Raw genomic sequence first — 19,489 nt, forward strand, 5'->3', positions numbered from 1 at the left:
AGTACCGATGCGAACTGTCCGACGAGCCCTCGCGATCGGCGCGGCGGCCCTGCTCGTCCTCGCCACGCCCGGACCGGCCGGCGCCGCGTCCGTCGACGGCCTGGTGCGCGTCTCCGGCGGTTCACCGTTCGCGGGCTGCGCCGTCGGCGCGACGCCCGACTCGGTGGTGTACCCGAACGCGGAGGTCGAACCGTCGGTCGCCACCAACCGGTTCCTGCCGTTCGAGGTCGTCGGTGCGTGGCAGCAGGACCGCTGGAACGACGGCGGGGCGCGCGGTCTGGTCTCGGCCTTCTCCCGGGACGGTGGCCGCACGTTCCGCCGGTCGGTGTGGCCGGTGTCGCGGTGCGCGCGCGGTGGGCTGAACTACGAACGGGCCTCCGACCCGTGGGTGAGCATCGGACCGGAGGGCACCGTGTACGGCAGCGCGCTGCCGTTCGACGTCAACACGCCGCGCAACACCGTTGCCGCGCTCACGTCGTACGACGGCGGCCGTACCTGGCGCAACGTCACGGTGCTGCTCGACGACACGCAGCCGCAGTTCGCCAACGACAAGAACAGCGTCACCGCCGACCCGGTCCGGCCCGGCTCGGCGTACCAGGTGTGGGACCGGTTGGAGTTCAGCCCGGACCTGACGGAGTTCGTCGGCGGTCCCACGTACCTGTCGGTCACCCGCGACTTCGGCCGCACGTGGAGCACGCCGCGCGTGATCGTACCCATGGCACCGTTCCAGCAGACGATCGGCAACGTCATCGTCGGCGACCCGCGCACCGGCGCGCTGTACAACTTCTACACGTCGATCCAGTACACCGACGCGGCCGGCAGCGGGATCGTGTTCGCCAGGTTCGAGGTCGTCCGGTCCACCGACGGCGGAACCACCTGGAGCGCGCCGTCGGTGGTGGCCACCGACTCCAGCGTGCAACCCGTGAACCCGAACACCGGCCAACCCCTGCGCACCGGGTTCGGCCTGCCGTTCCCGGCCGTCGACCCGCGCACCGGCGAGCTGTACCTCGCCTACGAGGGATCCGACTTCACCGGCGGCCGGTACAACCAGATCCAGCTCGTGCACAGCACCGACCGCGGCCGCACCTGGAGCGCACCGGTACGGGTGAACGCGGACCCGTCCGTCCCGGCGTTCACCCCGTCGATCGCCGTCACCACCGACGGCGATGTCGGCGTCACCTACTACGACCTGCGCACCCTGCGCCCCGGCAACACCACCACCCTGCCCACGAGTACCTGGCTGACCGTCTCCCCGCGCGGCGGCCGGCATTTCGACGCCGAACGGCAGATCGCGCCCGTGTTCGACCACAACGTCGCCCCCGACGCCGGCGGCCTGTTCCTCGGCGACTACCAGGGCCTGGCGACCTTCGGCGACCGGTTCCGGGCCCTGTTCGTCACCACCAACGCCCATCAACCGAACAACCGGACCGACGTCCACTTCGGCCAGTTCCGCCCGACCGATCTCGATCGGCGCGTCCCGGCCGGTGCCACGGCCGGTGCCACGGCCGGTGCCACGGCCGGTGCCACGGCCGGTGCCACGGCCGGTGCCGTCGCCGGGCCACGCGCGATCGGTCCCGCGGCCACGCGGCCGGCAGCGGCTACTCGACGGTGACCGCGGCGCCGGCGACGCCGCGGACGCCGGCCAGCACCTCGGCCTCGGCCTCGATCGCATCGCGGGCGTTCTTCGGGAGCTTTCCGAACGCGGTGACGGTCACGGTCAGCAGCTTCCGGCCCGAGGACTTGGCGCGCCAGGTGCCGGCGATCTCGCCACCGGCGAGGACGGCGCCCGGGTTGCCGAGGATGCGCCACACCTCGCCCTGGCGGGCCTTGTCGGGGACGATCAGCGCACGGTCGCGCGCCTGCAGGAACGGGTCGCTCGGCGGCAGCAGCCGCACGGCGTCGGGCCGCTCGGCGGCGGCGAACGCGTCGACGGCGTCGGCGGGCAGGAACGCCTTTCGCCCGTCGACGCGGATCTCGGTGAGATCGTCGGGCCAGTACGGCTTCAGGTGGGCCTGCGTGGTGCCGACGAACTTGGCCACCTCGGCGGCCGTCGCCGGTCCGAGCAGCCGCAGGTAGGCGCGGATCACCGCGTCGAGCCCGGCCATTTTCTTCGGGGTGGTGCCGCGGTCGGCCAGCGGTTCGATGACGGTCGCCGAGCCGTCGACGCGGAGGCCGACGCCGCCGGCGAGCCCGGCGAGCTGGAACAGCGCGCCGGAGATGTGCCGCGCGCCGCAGGGCCGGCAGTCGAGCGTCAGCGTCGGATCGATCCGGGCGCTGACGGCCGTGCTCACCTCCCCCTTGAGCATCGGCGCGCCGACGACGGCGCGGAACGCCTCGGCCGTCTGCCGGTAGGCGTCGACGCCGAGCGGGGCCGCCGCCTTCACCGGCGTGGTGACGAAGCGGGCCGCCGCGTCGGCGTCGCTGACCGGCCACAGCGCGGCGGCCAGCGCCGGCAGGTCGGTGGTGCGCTGCAGGTGCGGGGCGCCGCGGTGCGACCAGACCAGCCGCAGCGCCGCGTCGTCGACCGGTTTCGAGGTGCGGGCGGCGAGCGCCTGGCGCGCCGCCCCGTACGGCGTGTCCTGCACGCCGAGGTCGAGCACGGCCAGCTCCGCCGGCGGCAGGTCGACCCGGTGCAGTTGCTGGGCGAGTATCCGGTAGGCCATGACCTTGCTACGGTCCGCGTCCACCCGGACACCCTACCGAGCCGGCCGGAAGGTCTGCCGGCCCGCGGGCTTCAGGCGGCGAGCATCGCCAGCAGCTCCGGTGTATACAGCTCGGATACCGGACGGATGCCGGCGACGGTGTTGAAGTACCGGCGGGTCAGCTCCGGGCTGCTGCCGACGGCGCGCAGCAGCGCGCGGCGCCGGTCGCGGGCGGTGGCCTGGGCCACGAGCAGCGTCGCCTGGTAGCTCTCCATCAACGCCTGGTCCCGCTCCTCCGCGAAACGCTTCAACGAGACGTCGAGCGCGGCCGGGTCGTCGAGCGTCCCCGCAGTGTGCCCGGTGAGCAGGGCGGCCTGCAGGAACGCGTCGCCGATGCCGCGCGCGGTGAGCGAGTCCTTGTGGTGGCCGGCGTCGCCGATCAGCGCCCAGCCGGGCCCGGACGCCTCGCGGAAGAAGTTGCGCTGGTCGCCGGTGGCGTAGAGGCGTTCGGTCTGCTCGGCGCCGTCGAGCTTCGCGTACAGCTGCGGCGCGTTGTCGCGCACGTTCTCCAGGTACGCCTCGCGGGCCCGCTTGCGGACCTCGTCGAAGCGCTCCTGCGGGTAGTAGGCGGAGATCAACACGACGTCATTGGTGGGGACGGCCGAGACCCAGCCGGTCGGGCCCTCGTACAGCTCGAAGTGGGTGCGCGGCCCGCGCCAGAACGTGTAGAAGGCGCACGTCAGCGGCGGGTGCTCGGTGACGGTGCGCGCGCCGACGAGTCCGGCCACGGTGGACCGCATGCCGTCGGCGCCGACGACGAGGCGGGCGCGTTCCTCGGTCCCGTCGATCGTGACGCCGACGACCCGGCCGTCCTCGACCACCACACCCTCGACGGCGGCCCTGGCCCGGAACTCCACACCGGCGGCGACGGCGGCGTCGACGAGGATCGGGTCGAGCAGGTGCCGCCGCGGCGCGTAGGCGGCGGTGATCCCGTCGTACGGATCGGCGCAGCCGGCGACCTCGACGTCACCGAGGCGGTAGACGACGTGGTCGAGCGGCGGGCAGCCGGTCGCCGTCACGGCGTCGAGCAGTCCCCAGTCGCGCAGCAGTTTCACGCCCGGCTGCTGGATGTAGAGCGTCGAGAGCTTGTCGGACGGGAACGCCGCCCGGTCGACCAGGAGCACCCGGTGGCCGGCGCGGGCGAACAGCATCGCCGCCGGTGCGCCGGCGCACCGGGCGCCCACCACGATCACGTCGTACATGTCAGTCGCCTTCCTGGAGAAGTCCGTCGACGGTGCGGTGCACGTCGGGGTCGCGCATCAGTTCGCGGTGCGACACGTCGAACTGCACGACCTCGGCGACGAGGTCGGCCCGTTCCGCCTCCGGGAACGCGTCCAGGCCGAAGCCGTCGGTGTTCGAGTTCAGGGCGGTGGCCGTCGCCCATTCGCGCCGACCGTCCACAGTGGACCCGGCGGCGAGCCAGTACAGGTAGCTGGAGAAGATCTCGGCCAGCTCGACGCTGCGCGGCCCGCTCATACCGGCCTGGCGCGCCGCCGGTGGCAGATACCGGCGGCACAGGACGCCGAGTTCGGCGGCCAGGTCGAGCGGGTCGGCGCACGTCTCGTCGGCCGCCCGGCCGGCGCGCACCGCGTCGTCGACCTCTTCGGCCGGCATGACCACGCCGAGCCGCGCGCGGACGAACTGCTCGTAGTGGTTGGTCACCATGAACCGCTCGGCCCGGTCGGGGTCGATGAGGATGAGGCGCGGTCGCCGCTGCCAGGCCGAGATCTCGCGGACGAGCGCGCCGGCGTAGACGCTGCCGCTGCAGAACCCGATGACGGCCCGCACCGGCAGCTCCGCCGCGCGGATGTCGCGCACCCACCGGTCGACGTGCCATTTGCCGTCGCGGCCGACCTCGGTCCCGTGCGGCGGCGGCATCGTCTCCCAGACCGTGTGTTCGGCGCGCAGCCCGGCGACGAGTTCGGTGAACGTGGCCGACGGCCGGCCGGCGCTGCCGAAGTCGGCCGCGACGACGAGGTCGCCGGTGTCGCTCTTGCGCAGCACGGAATGCGCCTCGGGAATGTGCATCGCGACGTTCCTTTCGCAGGTCAGTGCTGGAGAGCGGGTCGGTTCGCCGCCGGGCGGTCGCCGGCCGGGTCGGAAGTTCGGGTGACGCCGTCCCAGCGGCCTTCCGCGATGACGGCGTCGTAGCGGCCCGGCTCCGTCGACGGGACGCAGTAGCAGGTGAGGCCGTGCCGCTCGACGTCGGCGCGCAGGTCGGCGGGCGCGATGCCCTCGGCCGGCTCCGTGAGGAGGCCCGCCACATCGACAGGCGCGGACGGGTCGAGTGTCCGCACGGTTTCCAGCGCCCGCACCGACGGCAGGAGGCCGGGATGCGGGATGCCGGTCAGCACCTGCGGGACGAACTCGACGGCGCCGCGCCACGGAGTCCGCCGCAGCGACGCCGGATCGAGGAGCCGGTCGGTCGGCGGGCGCAGCCGGACGTCGTAGCGGAACAGGTTCATCTCGGTGCCGTGCCGGCCGGGCTTGAGCCGCACGTCGGCGACCAGCCCGTGTTCGGCGGCCACGTCGACGAAGAAGCCAGGGTCGAGGATCAGCTCGCGCTCGCGCGCGTTCTGGTTGTCGAGCCAGCCGCGGACCTGGCCGGCCGTGAGCGGACCGGGTGCGCGTACCGCCAGTGCGCACAGCCGCAGCGCGTCGCGCAGGGGCAGGCTGTGCACGTCACCGAGAAAGACCGTACGTCCGACGGAGGTCGCGCGATCGATGACCCGGCGCAGATACTCCACGCCCGGGAAGTGATGGATCACCGAGTTGAACACGACAACATCGGCGGGTCCGAGGTCGGCGATCTCGTCCGCCGCCCGCACGAGGAACCGGGTGCCGGGGCGCGAGCCGTACGTGCGCGACATCCGCTCGACGGCGGTCGCCGAGATGTCGACGGCGACGTACTCGTCCACTGTGGACAGCAGCTCGCGGACCACGAGACCGGAGCCGGCACCGACGTCGAGGACCCGACGCGGACGCAGCGCACGGATTTCGGCGACGGTGCCGTCGAGCCATTCGGCGGTCTCGGCCTCGGTGTAGTTCTCGCCGGTGATGCTGCTCCGCCAGCCGGCGAAGTCGGGCTCGTCGCTGCTGCCGTCGGTGGTGTAGACGGCGTCGTAGATCGTCGCCCACTGGGACACGATCCGCGTCTCGACGTCGACGGTCATGGTCAGCCCATCGCGCCGAGGCAGAAGGGGTGCCCGGCCGGGTCGAGCAGCACGCGGGCGCTGTCCGGGTTGGGCTGGTGGCCGGCCACGGTCGCGCCGAGCCGCAGGGCCTCCGCCTCGGCCTCGGCGAGGTCGTCGACCGACAGGTCCAGGTGGAACTGCTGCGGGACGGATTGGTCCGGCCACTGTGGACGGTTGAAGCCGGCGACGCGCTGGAACCCGATCGCCGGCCCGCCCTCGGTGTCGAGGCCGGCGAAGTCGTCGGTGCTGTAGGAGATCTTCAGGCTCAGCAGCTGGCTGTAGAACTCGGCCAGGGCGGCCGGGTCCGGGCAGTCGACGGTCACGGCGTACAGCCGGATGGTCGCGGGCATTCTGTTGCTCCTTCAGCTGAATTGGTTGCGAAGCACGTTCTTGAGCACCTTGCCGCCGGGCCCGCGGGGCAGGTCGGCGACGACGTGGGTCCGATGTGGACGGTGCCGGTCGGCGAGGAAGGTGTTCAGGTCCGGCGCGTCGCCGACGACGACGGCCACGATCTCGCCGGCCACACCGATGACGGCCACCTGCTCGACGCCCGGGTGGTCGTAGATGGCGCTCTCCACCTCCAGCGAGGACACCAGCCGGTCGCCGGTGCGGATCGCGTCGACGCCGCGGTCGAAGAAGAACACCTCGCCGTCCGGGCTCACGCGCGCGAGGTCACCGGTGCGGATCCAGCCGTCGGTCTCCGCGTCGTCCCCGGTCAGGTACCGGCGACGCGGCGCGCCGTGCCGCAACACGACCTCGCCGACCTCGCCGACAGCCACCTCGCGGCCGTCGGCGTCCACCAGGCGCAGTTCCGTTCCCGGGCCGGGACGCCCGACGCACGTCGGCTTCGCCGGGTCGTAGAACGTGCGGATGCTCGCCGGCACCGCCTCCGAGCCGCCGCCGTAGGCCGTCATCAGCTTCGCGTTGGGCATCGCCGCGAGCAGCGCCCGCGCGTACCGGGCCGGCAGGTTCGCCGAGGCGACGCCGACGGTGGTGACGCTGCCGAGGTCGTGCCGGTCGCCGACGCGGGTGAGCACCATCCGCATCGCCGCCCACGGCGTCAGCATCGCCGAACCGGCCCGGTGCTTGGCGATGAGGTACGCCATCCGCTCGACGTCACCGGTGCCGCACAACACGATCGGCGCGCTCGTGGTGAGCGCGAAGATCCCGACGGCGCCAGCGCTGTAGACGGTGCCGAGTTGCGTCGGGCTGAGCACCGGCGCGGCGGAGTCGAACACCTCCTCCGACACCGATCCCGGTCCCTGGTTGAAGCTCAGGTTGCCGTGCGGGTTCAGCACCGGCTTGGGCGGGCCGGTGGTGCCCGACGTGTAGAGGATGTCGGCGATGTCGTCCGGTCCGAGGTGGACGTCGACCGGGGTGTGGTCACCGGTCTCGACGGCGGCGACCGGGAGCCGCCAGGCGCCCGGCACGTCCGGCGGTTTCAGGTTCCCGCCGTGGATCAGGCCGACCGGCTCGGCGTGCGCCAGCCGGCGGGCGAGTTCGCCCTTGTCGAGCTCGTCGTTGAGGTGGGTCGCGGTGCCACCGGCCTTCAGGACGCCGAGATAGGCGACCGCGTAGTCGACCCAGTCGACGCCGCCGAAGTACAGGGCCACCCGGTCGCCGACGCGCAGCCCCCGGCCGAGGAGCCCGTGCGCCACGGCGTTCGAGCGGCGCTCCCAGTCGGCGTAGGTGACGGACGGGCCACCGTCCACTGTGAACGGTCGGCGGTCGGGTTGATCCTCTGCCCTGCGCCGGAGCAGGTCCGGAGCGAAAAGAAGGCCGGACCCGGTGCGCGTCGCGATAGCCATACGGCGAACGCTATGCGCGGCACCGGGATCCGGCCGCTCACAATTGTCTACTCCGCGGGCAGCGTGTAGTCGAGCGTCACGTTGTGCGCGCCGTCGACGACGTCGACGTTCAGGGTGCCCTTGATGCCGGCCAGCTCGCCGGTGCCCGAGTCGGGCAGCACGACCACGTTCAGGAACCTGTCGCCGCGGTCGGAGATGGCGTTGTGCAGGAGCACGAACGATCCGACGCGGCCGTTGACCTTGCCGGTGACCCGCTCGACCGCGACGAGCCCGGCCGACGTCGGCTCGGCGGTCATCGCTTTGATCAACTTGGTGACGCTGGTCGCCTCGATGTCGCCGGTCCACGTCTTGGTGATCGTCACGGTCGCCAGCGTGGCACCCTCGGCGTCGTCGTACGGCGGCTGCTCGTCCCACTCCAGCTCGAACGTTCCGGTGGCGCGCAGGCTCATGGTCGTCTCCTCGTCTGAAATCGGTACGGACCCAGCGTGGTGCGGTGCCGGCGGGCGGCGCTGCTCAACAGTGCGCATCAGGAATGCGCAGACGCCCGGGCCGCGCCGGCCCGGGCGTCGGAACCGGAATGCTCAGTCCCGGTTGGCCTTCGTGGCATACATGCCGGGGTGCTGCGGGGTGAGCGCCATGTCACGCAGGGTACTCTGCACGAACAGCTTCTCCCAACCGCCGCCGCCCTTCTCGGCCGGCACCCACTGCTTGGTGAACAGTTCCCGCGCCGCCGGGTCGACCCGCGCCCGCAGCCCCATCAGGTGGTAATAGCCGACGAGCGAGCGCAGGTGGATGAACCAGTGGATGCGGTCGGACAGGCCGAACACCTCCTCGTAGAGGAAGATGGTCGCCTCGCCGGCGAGGCTGGTGTTCCAGTTCTCGGCGAGCGCGCGGGCGAACTGCCGGCCTTCTGCGCGGTGGTCGTAGTGGAGTTCACCGGTGCGGTGCATGAGAATCCCGCAGTTGCCGGAGTGCAGCAGCTCGTTCTCGCCCTGCGTCGTCTGGCCCAGCGCCGTCGGCACCACGAACCGCTCCACGGCGTCGCCGTCGAGCTTCACGACGGTGTCGGGCTTGCTGTCGGCGGTGCCGTACATGCCGAAGCTCTGCGGAATGAGGACGGTCTCCTGAAGGCTGCCGTCGACGAACATGCGCTCCCACGAACCGCCGCCGCGCTCGGCGGGGATGCGGTTGCGCATGATGACGTCGCGCCAACCGAGGTCGGTGCTGCCCATCGCGATCAGTTTCTCGTACGCGTAGAACGACTCCAGGTGGATCAGCCAGTGCAGCCGGTCCTCGGTGCCGAAGCTCTCCTCGTAGATGAACACGGTGGCGACGCCGACATACTTCGTGTTGATGTACTCGGCGAGATCGCGGGCGAACTGGCGACCCTCGGACCGGAACTCCGACCGGAGCTGGCCGACGCGTTCGACGATCACGCCGGCGTTGCCGGAGTGCAGGATCTCGCTCGGCGCCAGCGAGGTCTGCTGCTGCGCCACCGCGATCGCGGATCGGGTTGTGGTCATCGGGACTCCTTCAGCTTGTGTTTGAGGACCTTGCCGGTGACGCCACGGGGTAGAGCGGCGACCGCGCGCACGGTGGGCGTCACCCCGAATGCGGCCAACGCCGCGCGGACCTCACGCGCCGCGCCGCGTTTTTCTGTGACGATGAACGCGCGCACCCCCGACGGAAATCCGACCACCGCCGCTTCCCGCACGCCTTCCACGCCGTACACCGCGTCTTCGAGTTCCAGCGACGACAGCAGCCCGGCGGCGGTGGGGATCGCGTCGACGGCGCGGTCGAACAGGTACAGGTCGCCGTCGGCACCGATGTAGCCGAGGTCGCGGGTGCGGGTCCAGCCGTCGGTGTGCGTCTCCCGGTTGGCGGCCGGGTCGAGGTAGAGCCGCTTCGGCGCGGCCGACCGCAACCAGATCTCGCCGAGATCGCCGGCGGGAACGGGATTCCCGTCCGGATCGGCCACGCGCAGGTCGGTTCCGGGCGCGGGACGGCCGAGCGCCGCCGGCCGGGCCGGGTCGTACGTGGCGAGCACGACCGCCGGCACCGCCTCCCCCTGCGCGTAGGCGCTGGTGATGGTGACGCCCGGGATCATCGCTTCGAGCGCACGCGCGACGGCGCCGGGCAGTTGCGCCGAGGCCACCGCGAGCGTGGTGACGGACGACAGGTCGTGCCGCTCGTGCAACCGTGCGTTCGCCATGCGCAACGCGATCCACGGCGTGACGAGAACCGTTGCCACGCCGTGTTTCTCGACGAGCGAGCCGATCGTCCCGACGTCGTCGGGCCGGCACAGGACCACCGTGGACGGTGCGTTCAGCGGCATCATGCCGACGCACATCGCGCTCGACGCGGTACCCATCGGCATCGGCGCGAGCATCGGCGCCGACCCGTCGAGGCGGGCGAGGCCGGCCGGCCCGCGCCGGAACGTGAGGGTGCCGTGCGGGTTGGTGAACGCCTTCGCCGGTCCCGTGGTACCGGAGGTGTAGAGGACGTCGGCGATGTCGTCGGGCTGGATGTCATGCTCGATCGGCCCTCCGGGCCCGGTCTCCAACGTCGCGGCGGCACGCGTCCAGCCGGTGAAGCCGGTCGGTCGGCGGCCCGGCCTCGTGCGGACCAGGCCGTCCGGTGCGGTCTGCGCGAGGCGGCGACGCAGTTCGGCCGGCGCCAGGGCGGTACCGAGGTGCACGGCGGTGCCGCCGGCCTTGAGCACACCGAGGTACGCGACCGCGTAGGGGACCCATTCGTCGTCACCGAAAATGAGCGCGACCCGGCAGCCGCGCCGCACGCCGAGCCCCCGCAACCGGTGTGCGGCCGTGTCGGAGCGCCGGTTCCACTCGCCGAACGTCAGGCCGCTGCCGTCGGCGAGGCTGATCGCCAGCCGGTCGGGGTGGGCGTCGGCCCGCGCGCGGAGCAGGTCGGGTGCCACCGGAAGCGTTGCCATGGTGGGACCGTAGGCCGCTTCCCGGCCGCTTCCCGCTCAGAACTGAGCGTCCGCCGGGCGTCCGGCCCGGGAGCATACGAGCATGACAGAGTTGCTGCAGCCGATGGTGGAAGACTGGAGCCGGGCGCTCGCCGTCGTGGCACACCCGGACGACGTCGAGTTCGGTGCCGCGGGTGCCGTGGCAGCATGGACCGCGGCCGGAAAGAGCGTGGCGTACCTGCTGCTGACCCGGGGCGAGGCCGGCATCGACGATCTGGAACCCGCGCGGTGCGCCGAGGTGCGCGAGGCCGAACAGCGCACGAGCGCGAAAATCGTCGGCGTCGACGACGTCGAGTTCGGCGACCATGCCGACGGCATCATCGAGTACGGTGTGCCGCTGCGCCGCGACATCACCGCCGCAATCCGCCGGCACCGGCCGGAGCTGGTCATCGGTTTCAACCACCACGACACGTTCCCGGGCGGGAAGCGCAACTCCCCCGACCACCGCCACGTCGGCCAGGCACTCCTCGACGCCGTCGGCGACGCCGGCAACCGCTGGATCTTCCCGGACGTCGGCCCCGAACCGTGGAACGGCGTGAGGTACGTGGCGTTCGCCCAGTCACCGGTGCCCACGCACGCCGTCGACATCACCGAGACGTTCGACCTGGCGGTATCGTCGATCGAGGCGCACGGGTCCTACCTCGAGGCGATCGGCATCACGGACGTGCGCGGCCCGTTCACCGCGATCACGAACGCCATGGGCCAGAATTTCCGCGGCGGCCCGGCGATCGCGCTGGAACTCATCACCCGCTGACGGCCCGCGCTTTCACGCGATTTACGACGCTCGATCCAGTGTGGTTCGCGGGACGAAACCCACACCGGATCGAGCACCATCTATTGGCGTCCACGCTCCGGCATCACCCCCGCCGACGTCCGGCAGCTGTCCGAGGCCGGCCGCACCCGTGCCCGCCGCACCCGTGCCCGCCGCGCCCATGCTCGCCGTGCCCAGGCTCGCCGCTGCCGGTGTCCGCCGCACCCATGCCCGTCCCGCCGGTGTCCGCCGCACCCATGCCCGTCCCGCCGGCTCGTCCGCCCGTGCCCGAGTTCACCCCGCCTGAGCATCCTAGGAGGCTAGGCTGATATCGCCAATGGCCGCCGGCGCGACCGACCGCCGGATGACTGGCGCGCGTCGTCGCGCCTGCGCATGCCCGCCTTGCGGATCTTTGTTCGCACGACTTCCGGATCTTGGACTGCGCGAGGTGCCATAACCCCTCCAGGAGTCCAAGATCTGCAAACCGGGCTCGTTCCGGCTGGACAAAGCGTGCAAATCACCCGGTCATCGGATCGGCGGCCGAAGGCGCGATAGTCGAGTACTCGCCATGGCGTGTCGCGGAGTCCAAGATCCCGGAGGTTTCTTTGGTTCCCGAGGGGGATATTGGGCCATGGTCAGGGACGAGCGAAGAGAGAGGTTGACCATGAGTCTGCCACCTGTAGTCGATCATGGGACCTGGCGCAAGGAACTGGAGGAGTTGCGCGTCCGGGAGAAGGCGGCCACCAAGGAGCTCGACGCGATCGCCGCGCAGCGACGACGGCTTCCCATGGTGCGGATGCCGGAGTACACCCTGGTCGGGGCCGAGGGACCGGTGCGGCTCGTCGACATCTTCGGCAACCGGTCGCAGCTGATCGTCTACAACCACATGTGGGATCCGGACGCCGAGTGGCAGTGCGGCGGGTGCACCAGCCTCACCTCGTCGTACACCCGGCTGGACTTCCTCGACAACTACGACGCGCGGTTCGTGATCGTCACCCAGGGTCCGATCGAGGCGGCCCTCGCCTACGCCGAACGCGTCGGCAACACGATGACGTGGTACTCCACCGCCGACAGCCCGTTCGGGGCCGACGTCGACGCACCACCCGGCGGCGGGTTCGCGATGAACGTCTTCCTGCGCGACGGTGAGACCGTCTACCGCACCTGGCACACGACCGGCCGCGGCGTCGAACAACTCACGTTCACGTTCGCCCTCGCCGACGTGCTGCCGTACGGGCGGCAGGAGGAGTGGCAGGACTCCCCCGAGGGTTGGCCCCAGGCGCCGACCTACAGCCCCTGGCTCGACTCGCCCGACATCGCCCGCCTGTACGGCCGCGCGACCTGATCAGGTCGCGCGACCTGATCAGGCGGCCGTCGCCCGTTCGCGCAACCTTGCCGCCAGGCGTTTCACGGTGGGGTTCGCGAACAGGTCGGTCACGGGTAGATACGGGTCGATGCACTGCACGATGCGCATCGCGGCGAACGAGTCACCGCCGAGGGCGAAGAAGTCGCTGTCGCGGTCGATGCCGGCCGCACCGAGGATCTCCTGCCAGGCGTCGACCACGCGCTGCTCCCACTCGTCGCGCGGGCGTCCGCCGGCAACGACGGCCGGTGGCGCGGCGGGTAGGGCGCGGCGGTCGACCTTTCCGTTGGGGCTCAACGGGAGCGCGTCGAGGACCACGAACCTGGCCGGTACCAGCCCGGCGGGCAGCAGGGTGGCGGCGGTGTCGCGCAGGTCGGCGCACGTCGCGGCGGTGCCCGGGCGGAACACCACGTACGCGACGAGCCGGCGGGTGGCGTCGGTCGAGCCGGTGGCCGTCACCGCGCAGGCGCGCACCGCCGGATGACGCCGCACCGCGGCCTCGACCTCGCCGGTCTCGATCCGCACCCCGCGCACCTTGACCTGAAAGTCTATGCGCCCCAACAGTTCCAGCAGCCCGTCGGCGTCGAAGCGGGCGAGGTCGCCGGTGCGGTACAGCCGCTCCCCCGTGACCGGTCCGAACGTCCACGACGGGACGAACCGCGACGCCGTCAGCGCCGGATCGCCGACATAACCCCGCGCGAGTCCGTCCCCGGCCAGGTACAGCTCACCGGCGACGCCGGGCGGCACCGGTTGCCGCGCCGCGTCCAGGACGTAGACGCGCTGGTTCGCCATCGGGCGGCCGTAGGGGATGCTGACCCAGTCCGGATCCGGGTGCCCGACCTCGTAGAGGGTCGAGTGGATCGACGCCTCGGTCGCGCCGCCGAGGGCGACGAACCGCAGCGCGGGCGCGTACGCGCGCAGCCGGTCGGGCAGCGTCACCGGGATCCAGTCGCCGCCGAGCAGGGCCAGCCGCAGCGACGTCAGCTCGGCACCGGCCCGCTCGGCCTGGCTCACGAGCAGCTCCAGCAACGCCGGTGCGGAATTCCATACGGTGACGCGGTGCGCAGCGACCAGTTCCACCCAGTGCGACGGGTTGCGGGCCCGGTCGGGGCGCGGCACGATCACGGTTCCGCCGGCCACGGTGACGCCGAGGAACTCGTACACCGACATGTCGAAGCTGAGCGACGACAGGGCGAGCACGGCGTCGCCGGGTCCGACCGCGTAGCGGGTGTCGAGGTCGAGCAGGTTGTTGAGGACGCCGCCGTGGCGCAGCGCGATCCCCTTGGGCCGCCCCGTGGACCCGGACGTGTAGATGACGTAGCACAGGTCGTCGGGTCCGACGGCACCGTCCGGCGGGCCGGGATCCGTTATGTCGTAAGGAGTTCCGTCGATGACGGTCGCGGTGACCGGCAGCTCCGCCAGCACCGGCGCCAGGTCGGCGCTCGTGAGGACGGTGGCGCAGCCGGCGTCGACCACCATCGTCCGCAGCCGCGCCGGCGGGTACGCCGGGTCCAGCGGGACGTACGCGCCGCCGGCCTTCATGACCGCGAGCACCGCCACGAGGAAGTCCGCCGACCGGTGCAGGCACGTGCCGACGCGCGTGCCGCGGGTCACGCCGCCGGCCCGCAGTCGCCGGGCGAGCCGGTTCGCCGCCGCCTCGACGGCCGCGAACGTCATCGGCACACCCGCGTCGACGACGGCGACCGCGTCGGGCCGCGACAACGCCTGCCGCGAGAACGCGCCGTGGACGGTGCCGTCGCCCAACGGCAGCACGGTACGGGTGTTGTTCCAGTCGACCAGTACGGTCGTCAGCTCGTCGCCGGACATCAGCGGCAGGCGGGACACCGGCAGGTGCGGCGCGGCCAGGCCGCCGGCGAGCAGCGTGGCGTAGTGGCGCATCAGCCGTCGGACCGTGTCGGCCCGGAACAGTCCGGTGTCGTAGTCGACATCGACGGTCAGCCGTCCAGTGTGGACGGCCGACCGCACCCGCAGTTCCGCCGAGCCCCAGCCCGCCGCGGTCGGCACCGTCTCCAGCAGGTCCCGGAACGTCCCGTCGGCCGGGATCTCGACCGTGCGGTCGTCCGCCTCCACGGTCACCACGGTCTGGCCGGTGTAGCGGGCGAGCAGCGCCACGAACCCGGCCAGCAGCACGACGTCCGGGTCGGGAACGGCCGGGCCGAGGTCGGCGCGGACCGTGGCCGGAACCGGTGCGCGGCCGGGCACCCGGCGCCCGTCGGCCGGCAGCCGCACGGTCGGCGGGCTGACCGCCGGCGCGCTCATCGAACGTCCCCGGTCGCCAGCGCGGCCCGCAGCGCCGCCGCGCGCATCCGCGGCCCCGGCCGGCACGGCACGCCGTAACCGGGCAGCGGGAACCGGGCGCACAGTTCGCTCACCGCCGCCCGCACCGCCTGCCGGACGTGGGCCTCTAGCCGGTACCCGGTGTCACCGACCGGGACGACGTTGCGCAGCACGTGGTCGATCAGCTCGGCGCAGTGGACCATGTCGGCCGGGCGCATGCCGCGCTGTGCCAGGATGTTCGTGCCGAGCCGCAGCCCGCTGGCGACCAGTGGTGGGCGCGTGTCGCCCGGGATGCGGTTGCGGTTGGTGAGGATTCCGCAGTCCTCCAACGCCTTTTCCGCCGTGACACCGGGCAGCCCGGTCGGGCGCAGGTCGACGGTCACCATGTGGTTGTCGGTGCCGCCGGTGAGCACCACGTAGCCACGGCCGGTCAGCGCGGCGGCAAGCGACCGCGCGTCCCGGACGATCAGCCGCGCGGTGCGCCGGAACGCGGCGCCGCGCGCGAGCGTCAACGCGCGGGCCTTGGCCGCGATCGCCGCCGTGCTCGGCGTGCCCTGTGTACGCGGGAACACGGCCCGCCGCAACAGATCCGACAGCGGCGTCCGGCCGTCCGGGCCGGGGGTGTCGTGGTCGCGGCCGAGCAGGATGAGCCCGCCGCGCGGCCCGCCCAACTGCTTGTAGGTGCTGGTGGTCGTGACGTGCGCGACGTCGATCGGGCTCGGGTGCGCGCCGGCGATCACCAGGCCGGCGATGTGCGAGATGTCGGCGAGCAGGTAGGCGCCGACCTCGTCGGCGATCGCGCGGAACCGCTCGAAGTCGATGACGCGCGGGTAGGCGCTCGCGCCGGCCACGATCACACCGGGCCGGTGCTCGCGGGCGAGCCGCGCCACCTCGTCGTGGTCGATGCGACCGGTCGGGTCCAGACCGTAGGCGACGGCGCGGAAGTGCCGCCCGGTGATCGACGCCGACGAGCCGTGGGTCAGGTGGCCGCCCTCGTCGAGGCCCAGTCCGAGCAGCACGCCGCCCGGTGGCAACAGTCCACTGAGGACACTCAGGTTCGCGCTCGTGCACGAGTGCGGCTGGACGTTGGCCCAGCGGGCACCGAACGCCAGCCGAGCGCGCTCCTCGGCGAGCAGCTCCACGCGGTCCACATAGGTGGTGCCGGAATGGAACCGGGCGCCCGGATAGCCCTCGACCGTCACGTTCGACAGCACCGCCGCGCCGGCGGCGAGCACCGTCGGGTCGGCGACACTCGACGACGCGACCATCGCCAGCGTCGAGCACTGCTGTTCCAGTTCCCCGTCGAGGAGGTCGGCGAGCACCGGATCGGCCTGCGCCAGCGCCTGCCCGGCGGCCGCCAGAAGGGCGACGTGCGGCCGGGTCGTCGGCACCGCGAGAGGTTCCGCCACGGTCGTCATGACGGTCGCCCCACGCGAAGTTGTTCGCGGAGGATGTGCTTGAGCACCTTGCCGTTCGCGCTGCGGGGCATGGAGTCCACTGTGTACACCCGGGTCGGCCGCTGGCGCGGCGTGAGCGTGCCGGCGAGCAGGTCCGGTAGTTCGTCGACGGCGGCGGGGTCGGCGAGCACCACCGCGGCGGCGATCGAGCGGGACCCGTCGGCCTCCTCGGCACCGAACACCGCGGCCTCCTCGACGGCCGGATGCTCGTACAGGGCCGCCTCGACCTCGATGGTGGAGACCAGTTCGCCGTCGACCTCGACGGCGGTGTTGCGGCGGTCGAAGAAGTACAGGAGACCGTCGGCGGTGACCCGGCCCAGATCGCCGGTGCGCGTCCACCGGTCGGCGTGCACCCGCTCGTTCAGCTCCGGGTCGTCGAGGTAGTAGCGCTTCGGCGCGGGGCTGCGCAACCAGATCTCGCCGAGCTCGCCGACCGGCACCTCGCCGCCGTCGGGTCCGGCGATCCGCAGTTCCGTCTTGCGCACCGGGCGCCCGGTCGCCATCGGCGTCGCCGGGTCGAACCGGTGCCCGATCGACGCGGGCACGGCCTCGGACGCGGCGTAGGACATGTTGAGCACGGCGTTCGGCATGACCTCCAGCAACCGCCGGGCGACCGCCGGCGGCAACGCGGTCGACGCGTTCGCGATCGTCTCGACGCAGCCGAGGTCGTACCGCTCCCAGACCCGGGCGCGCAGCAACTGCAGCGCCAGCCACGGCGTGATCATGATGGAGCCGATCCGGAACTTCTCGATGAGCTGACCCATCCGCTCCGGGTCGTCGATCGGGCAGATCACGAGCGTCGACGGGGTGTGGATGGAGAAGTTCAGCGTCGTGGCGCTCGCCGTCGTGCCCAGCGGCATCGGCGTCAGCAGCGGCTCGGGGTCGCCGAACAGGTAGAAGCCCTCGGGTCCGCGACCGTGGGTGAGGTTTCCGTGCGGCGACGTCGACGCCTTCGCCGGGCCGGTCGTGCCGGAGGTGAACAGCACGTCGGCGATGTCGGTGACGGCGACCGGCACCCCCGGGTCGCTGGTGTCCGATGTGGACAGTGCCGCGACGGTGGCCGTCCAGCCGTCGAAGCCGGCCGGCGGGGTGACCGTCGCGCCGTGCACGATGGCCACCGCGCGCACCCGCGTCATCCGCGCCACGATCTCGTCCGCGCCGACGTTGCTGTTCAGGTGGGTGGCGGTGGCGCCGGCCTTGAGGACGCCGAGATAGGCGACCGCGTAGTCGAGCCAGTCGAGCCCGTCGAAGACCAGCCCGACGACCTCCCCGCGGCCGACGCCGACCTCGAGGAGCCCCCGGGCGAGCGCGTTGGACCGGTGGTCCCACTCGCCGTACGTCATCGTCGCCGCGCCGTTCACGTTCAGGGCCACCCGGTCGGGTTGCAGCTCCGCCCGCCGGCGCAGCAGGTCGTGCGCGGTGAACGCGGTGGTGATCTCCGGTAGGTACGGACGCTTGGTCATCGGGGACCCCGATCTGGTTGGCTGGTGACGGAAACCGGCTCGGTCCACGCCGCGAGCTCGGCCTCGCGCAGGTGTTCCGCGGCGGTGGTCTCGACCCGTCGCATCGACCACCGCAGCATCGGCGGGGCCATGACGGACGTGAACACCGCGATGAGCACGACGATCGTGTAGGTGGCGGTGGTGAGCACACCGAGCCGCAGGCCGACGCTGGCCACCACGATCTCGACGACGCCGCGGGCGTTGAGCCCGGCACCGAGGGCGATGCCCTCCCAGTGGGTCAGCCGGCTCAACCGCGCACCGGTGTAGGCGCCGGCGAACTTGCCGAACACGGCGATCGCGAGCAGGCAGCAGCCGGCGAGGAGCACGGGCGGGTCGGCGAGCGCGGTCAGGTCGACCCGCAGGCCCGCGCAGGCCAGGAAGATCGGTGCGAGCACCGACATGACGACGGTGTGCAGCGGCGCCAGGCGCGTCGGGTCGACCGCGCGGGGCGCGCCGATCAGCATGCCGGCGACGAACGCGCCGAACACCGGTTCCAGGCCGAGGGAGTGGCTCGCCGCGGCGCTGAGGAGGATCACGACGGCGGCCGTCGCGGCGGTGGGGCCGGAGTCGGGCGCGCGGCCGGCGAGGCGCAGGACCGAGCGGACGGCGGGACGGCCGACGGTCGCCGCGACGAGCACGAAACCGAGCAGGCACAGCGCCGACACGGTGAGGTCGCCGGACAACGGTCCACCGACGGCCATCGCCGACACGAGCGACAGCAGGAACCAGCCGACGGCGTCGTCGATGGTGGCCGACGCGAGCGTCAACTGGCCGATGTCGCGGTGCATGAGGTTCATGTCGTTGAGCGTCTTGGCGATGACCGGGATCGCGCTGACGCACATCGCCACGCCGATGAACACGGCGAACGTGTGCCGGTCGCCGGTCCCGCTGACCAGCGCCGCCGGCACGAGGAATCCGGCCGCGAGGCCGAGCCCGAAGGGCAACATGAGGCCGCCGAGGCTGACCCGTACGACGGTGGTGCTGCGGCGGCGCAGCAGCCTGCTGTCCAGGTGCGCGCCGGTCAGGCCGACCAGCAGCAGCACACCGAGTTGCCCGACGGCGTCGAGCAGGTGCGCCTGCTCCGCGCGCGGCGGCAGGAACCAGGCGGCGAAGCCGGGCGCGGCCCAGCCGAGCAGCGACGGTCCGAGCAGCACGCCGGTGAGCAGTTCACCGACGATGGCCGGCAGGCCGACGCGACGGGCCAACCGGCCGAGGCACAGGGCCACCGCGAGCAGGACGCCGAGTTGCAGCAGCAGGTGCAGCAGCGGATCGGCACCGAGTGGCGGGGCGAGCGTCATGGTCACCTCCGGTTCAACAGGTACGGTGACGAGCATGCGGTGCCCGGCGCCGGGGAGGCTGGCCAAAACTGCGCAGGCACCGGTGTGCACAAAGGGGAGCAGCGGCCGGCGCCGCCACGACGGACGA

The 19,489-nt window shown here is 72.3% G+C and carries 16 protein-coding genes; 3 read left to right on the top strand and 13 right to left on the bottom strand.

Annotated features, from left to right (window positions below; genetic code table 11):
* The first annotated feature begins 7 nt into the window (after window positions 1-7).
* On the top strand, window positions 8-1,612 hold the full coding sequence (locus tag Vau01_RS11310; RefSeq protein WP_203990379.1) for a sialidase family protein: 1,605 nt from the start codon (window positions 8-10) through the stop codon (window positions 1,610-1,612).
* On the opposite strand, the gene Vau01_RS11315 is transcribed toward Vau01_RS11310, so the two are convergent.
* From Vau01_RS11315 to Vau01_RS11355, 9 genes are all read right to left on the bottom strand, one after another.
* A complete protein-coding gene (locus Vau01_RS11315) occupies window positions 1,599-2,687 on the bottom strand; it encodes a winged helix DNA-binding domain-containing protein (protein WP_203990381.1) in 1,089 nt (362 codons plus the stop codon). The two genes, Vau01_RS11310 and Vau01_RS11315, sit on opposite strands and share 14 nt — an antisense overlap.
* Window positions 2,688-2,734: 47 nt before the next feature.
* A complete protein-coding gene (locus Vau01_RS11320; RefSeq protein ID WP_203990383.1) occupies window positions 2,735-3,904 on the bottom strand; it encodes an NAD(P)/FAD-dependent oxidoreductase in 1,170 nt (389 codons plus the stop codon).
* A 1-nt stretch (window position 3,905) separates the two neighbouring features.
* Window positions 3,906-4,730, bottom strand: a complete 825-nt coding sequence (locus Vau01_RS11325; RefSeq protein WP_203990385.1) for a hypothetical protein — start codon at window positions 4,728-4,730, stop codon at window positions 3,906-3,908.
* A gap of 20 nt (window positions 4,731-4,750) precedes the next feature.
* On the bottom strand, window positions 4,751-5,875 hold the full coding sequence (locus tag Vau01_RS11330) for a class I SAM-dependent methyltransferase (RefSeq protein ID WP_203990387.1): 1,125 nt from the start codon (window positions 5,873-5,875) through the stop codon (window positions 4,751-4,753).
* A 2-nt stretch (window positions 5,876-5,877) separates the two neighbouring features.
* Window positions 5,878-6,246: a VOC family protein gene (locus tag Vau01_RS11335; protein WP_203990389.1), complete on the bottom strand. Its 369-nt coding sequence runs from the start codon at window positions 6,244-6,246 to the stop codon at window positions 5,878-5,880.
* Window positions 6,247-6,258: 12 nt separating this feature from the next.
* Window positions 6,259-7,704, bottom strand: a complete 1,446-nt coding sequence (locus Vau01_RS11340) for a class I adenylate-forming enzyme family protein (RefSeq protein ID WP_203990391.1) — start codon at window positions 7,702-7,704, stop codon at window positions 6,259-6,261.
* Between the two features lie 47 nt (window positions 7,705-7,751).
* Window positions 7,752-8,153, bottom strand: coding sequence for a DUF3224 domain-containing protein (locus Vau01_RS11345; RefSeq protein WP_203990393.1), 402 nt, complete (start codon window positions 8,151-8,153; stop codon window positions 7,752-7,754).
* A gap of 132 nt (window positions 8,154-8,285) precedes the next feature.
* On the bottom strand, window positions 8,286-9,227 hold the full coding sequence (locus tag Vau01_RS11350; protein WP_203990401.1) for a DUF6039 family protein: 942 nt from the start codon (window positions 9,225-9,227) through the stop codon (window positions 8,286-8,288).
* Window positions 9,224-10,657 (bottom strand): class I adenylate-forming enzyme family protein, encoded by a 1,434-nt coding sequence (locus Vau01_RS11355; protein WP_203990403.1) that lies wholly within the window; start codon window positions 10,655-10,657, stop codon window positions 9,224-9,226. The genes Vau01_RS11350 and Vau01_RS11355 overlap by 4 nt, the downstream gene beginning before the upstream one ends.
* A gap of 82 nt (window positions 10,658-10,739) precedes the next feature.
* On the opposite strand from Vau01_RS11355, the gene Vau01_RS11360 reads away from it, so the two are divergent.
* Together Vau01_RS11360 and Vau01_RS11365 are read left to right on the top strand one after the other, a co-directional pair.
* Window positions 10,740-11,450 (top strand): PIG-L deacetylase family protein, encoded by a 711-nt coding sequence (locus tag Vau01_RS11360; RefSeq protein ID WP_203990410.1) that lies wholly within the window; start codon window positions 10,740-10,742, stop codon window positions 11,448-11,450.
* Between the two features lie 661 nt (window positions 11,451-12,111).
* Entirely contained in the window at window positions 12,112-12,789 is a 678-nt protein-coding gene (locus Vau01_RS11365) for a DUF899 domain-containing protein (RefSeq protein WP_203990412.1), read from the top strand.
* Window positions 12,790-12,807: 18 nt separating this feature from the next.
* On the opposite strand, the gene Vau01_RS11370 is transcribed toward Vau01_RS11365, so the two are convergent.
* From Vau01_RS11370 to Vau01_RS11385, 4 genes are read right to left on the bottom strand one after another with little or no spacing between them, the layout of a single operon-like run.
* Window positions 12,808-15,087 (bottom strand): non-ribosomal peptide synthetase, encoded by a 2,280-nt coding sequence (locus tag Vau01_RS11370; protein WP_203990414.1) that lies wholly within the window; start codon window positions 15,085-15,087, stop codon window positions 12,808-12,810.
* Window positions 15,084-16,523 carry a serine hydroxymethyltransferase gene (glyA, locus tag Vau01_RS11375; protein WP_203990416.1) on the bottom strand — a complete coding sequence of 480 codons (1,440 nt, stop codon included), beginning with the start codon at window positions 16,521-16,523 and terminating at the stop codon, window positions 15,084-15,086. Before glyA ends, Vau01_RS11370 begins: the two co-directional genes overlap by 4 nt.
* Window positions 16,520-18,025, bottom strand: a complete 1,506-nt coding sequence (locus Vau01_RS11380) for a class I adenylate-forming enzyme family protein (protein WP_203990418.1) — start codon at window positions 18,023-18,025, stop codon at window positions 16,520-16,522. The genes glyA and Vau01_RS11380 overlap by 4 nt, the downstream gene beginning before the upstream one ends.
* Window positions 18,022-19,362 (bottom strand): cation:proton antiporter, encoded by a 1,341-nt coding sequence (locus Vau01_RS11385; RefSeq protein ID WP_203990425.1) that lies wholly within the window; start codon window positions 19,360-19,362, stop codon window positions 18,022-18,024. Before Vau01_RS11385 ends, Vau01_RS11380 begins: the two co-directional genes overlap by 4 nt.
* Window positions 19,363-19,489: the final 127 nt, after the last annotated feature.

Origin of the sequence: Virgisporangium aurantiacum, assembly GCF_016863635.1 — a bacterium.
Taxonomy (GTDB): Bacteria; Actinomycetota; Actinomycetes; order Mycobacteriales; family Micromonosporaceae; genus Virgisporangium; species Virgisporangium aurantiacum.

Coding starts and splice junctions, on each gene's coding strand:
- Vau01_RS11310 (WP_203990379.1), top strand. CDS start 8: ATGCGAACTGTCCGACGAGCCCTCGCGATCGGCGCGGCGGCCCTGCTC.
- Vau01_RS11320 (WP_203990383.1), bottom strand. CDS start 3,904: ATGTACGACGTGATCGTGGTGGGCGCCCGGTGCGCCGGCGCACCGGCG.
- Vau01_RS11325 (WP_203990385.1), bottom strand. CDS start 4,730: ATGCACATTCCCGAGGCGCATTCCGTGCTGCGCAAGAGCGACACCGGC.
- Vau01_RS11330 (WP_203990387.1), bottom strand. CDS start 5,875: ATGACCGTCGACGTCGAGACGCGGATCGTGTCCCAGTGGGCGACGATC.
- Vau01_RS11335 (WP_203990389.1), bottom strand. CDS start 6,246: ATGCCCGCGACCATCCGGCTGTACGCCGTGACCGTCGACTGCCCGGAC.
- Vau01_RS11340 (WP_203990391.1), bottom strand. CDS start 7,704: ATGGCTATCGCGACGCGCACCGGGTCCGGCCTTCTTTTCGCTCCGGAC.
- Vau01_RS11345 (WP_203990393.1), bottom strand. CDS start 8,153: ATGAGCCTGCGCGCCACCGGAACGTTCGAGCTGGAGTGGGACGAGCAG.
- Vau01_RS11350 (WP_203990401.1), bottom strand. CDS start 9,227: ATGACCACAACCCGATCCGCGATCGCGGTGGCGCAGCAGCAGACCTCG.
- Vau01_RS11355 (WP_203990403.1), bottom strand. CDS start 10,657: ATGGCAACGCTTCCGGTGGCACCCGACCTGCTCCGCGCGCGGGCCGAC.
- Vau01_RS11360 (WP_203990410.1), top strand. CDS start 10,740: ATGACAGAGTTGCTGCAGCCGATGGTGGAAGACTGGAGCCGGGCGCTC.
- Vau01_RS11365 (WP_203990412.1), top strand. CDS start 12,112: ATGAGTCTGCCACCTGTAGTCGATCATGGGACCTGGCGCAAGGAACTG.
- Vau01_RS11370 (WP_203990414.1), bottom strand. CDS start 15,087: ATGAGCGCGCCGGCGGTCAGCCCGCCGACCGTGCGGCTGCCGGCCGAC.
- glyA (WP_203990416.1), bottom strand. CDS start 16,523: ATGACGACCGTGGCGGAACCTCTCGCGGTGCCGACGACCCGGCCGCAC.
- Vau01_RS11380 (WP_203990418.1), bottom strand. CDS start 18,025: ATGACCAAGCGTCCGTACCTACCGGAGATCACCACCGCGTTCACCGCG.
- Vau01_RS11385 (WP_203990425.1), bottom strand. CDS start 19,362: ATGACGCTCGCCCCGCCACTCGGTGCCGATCCGCTGCTGCACCTGCTG.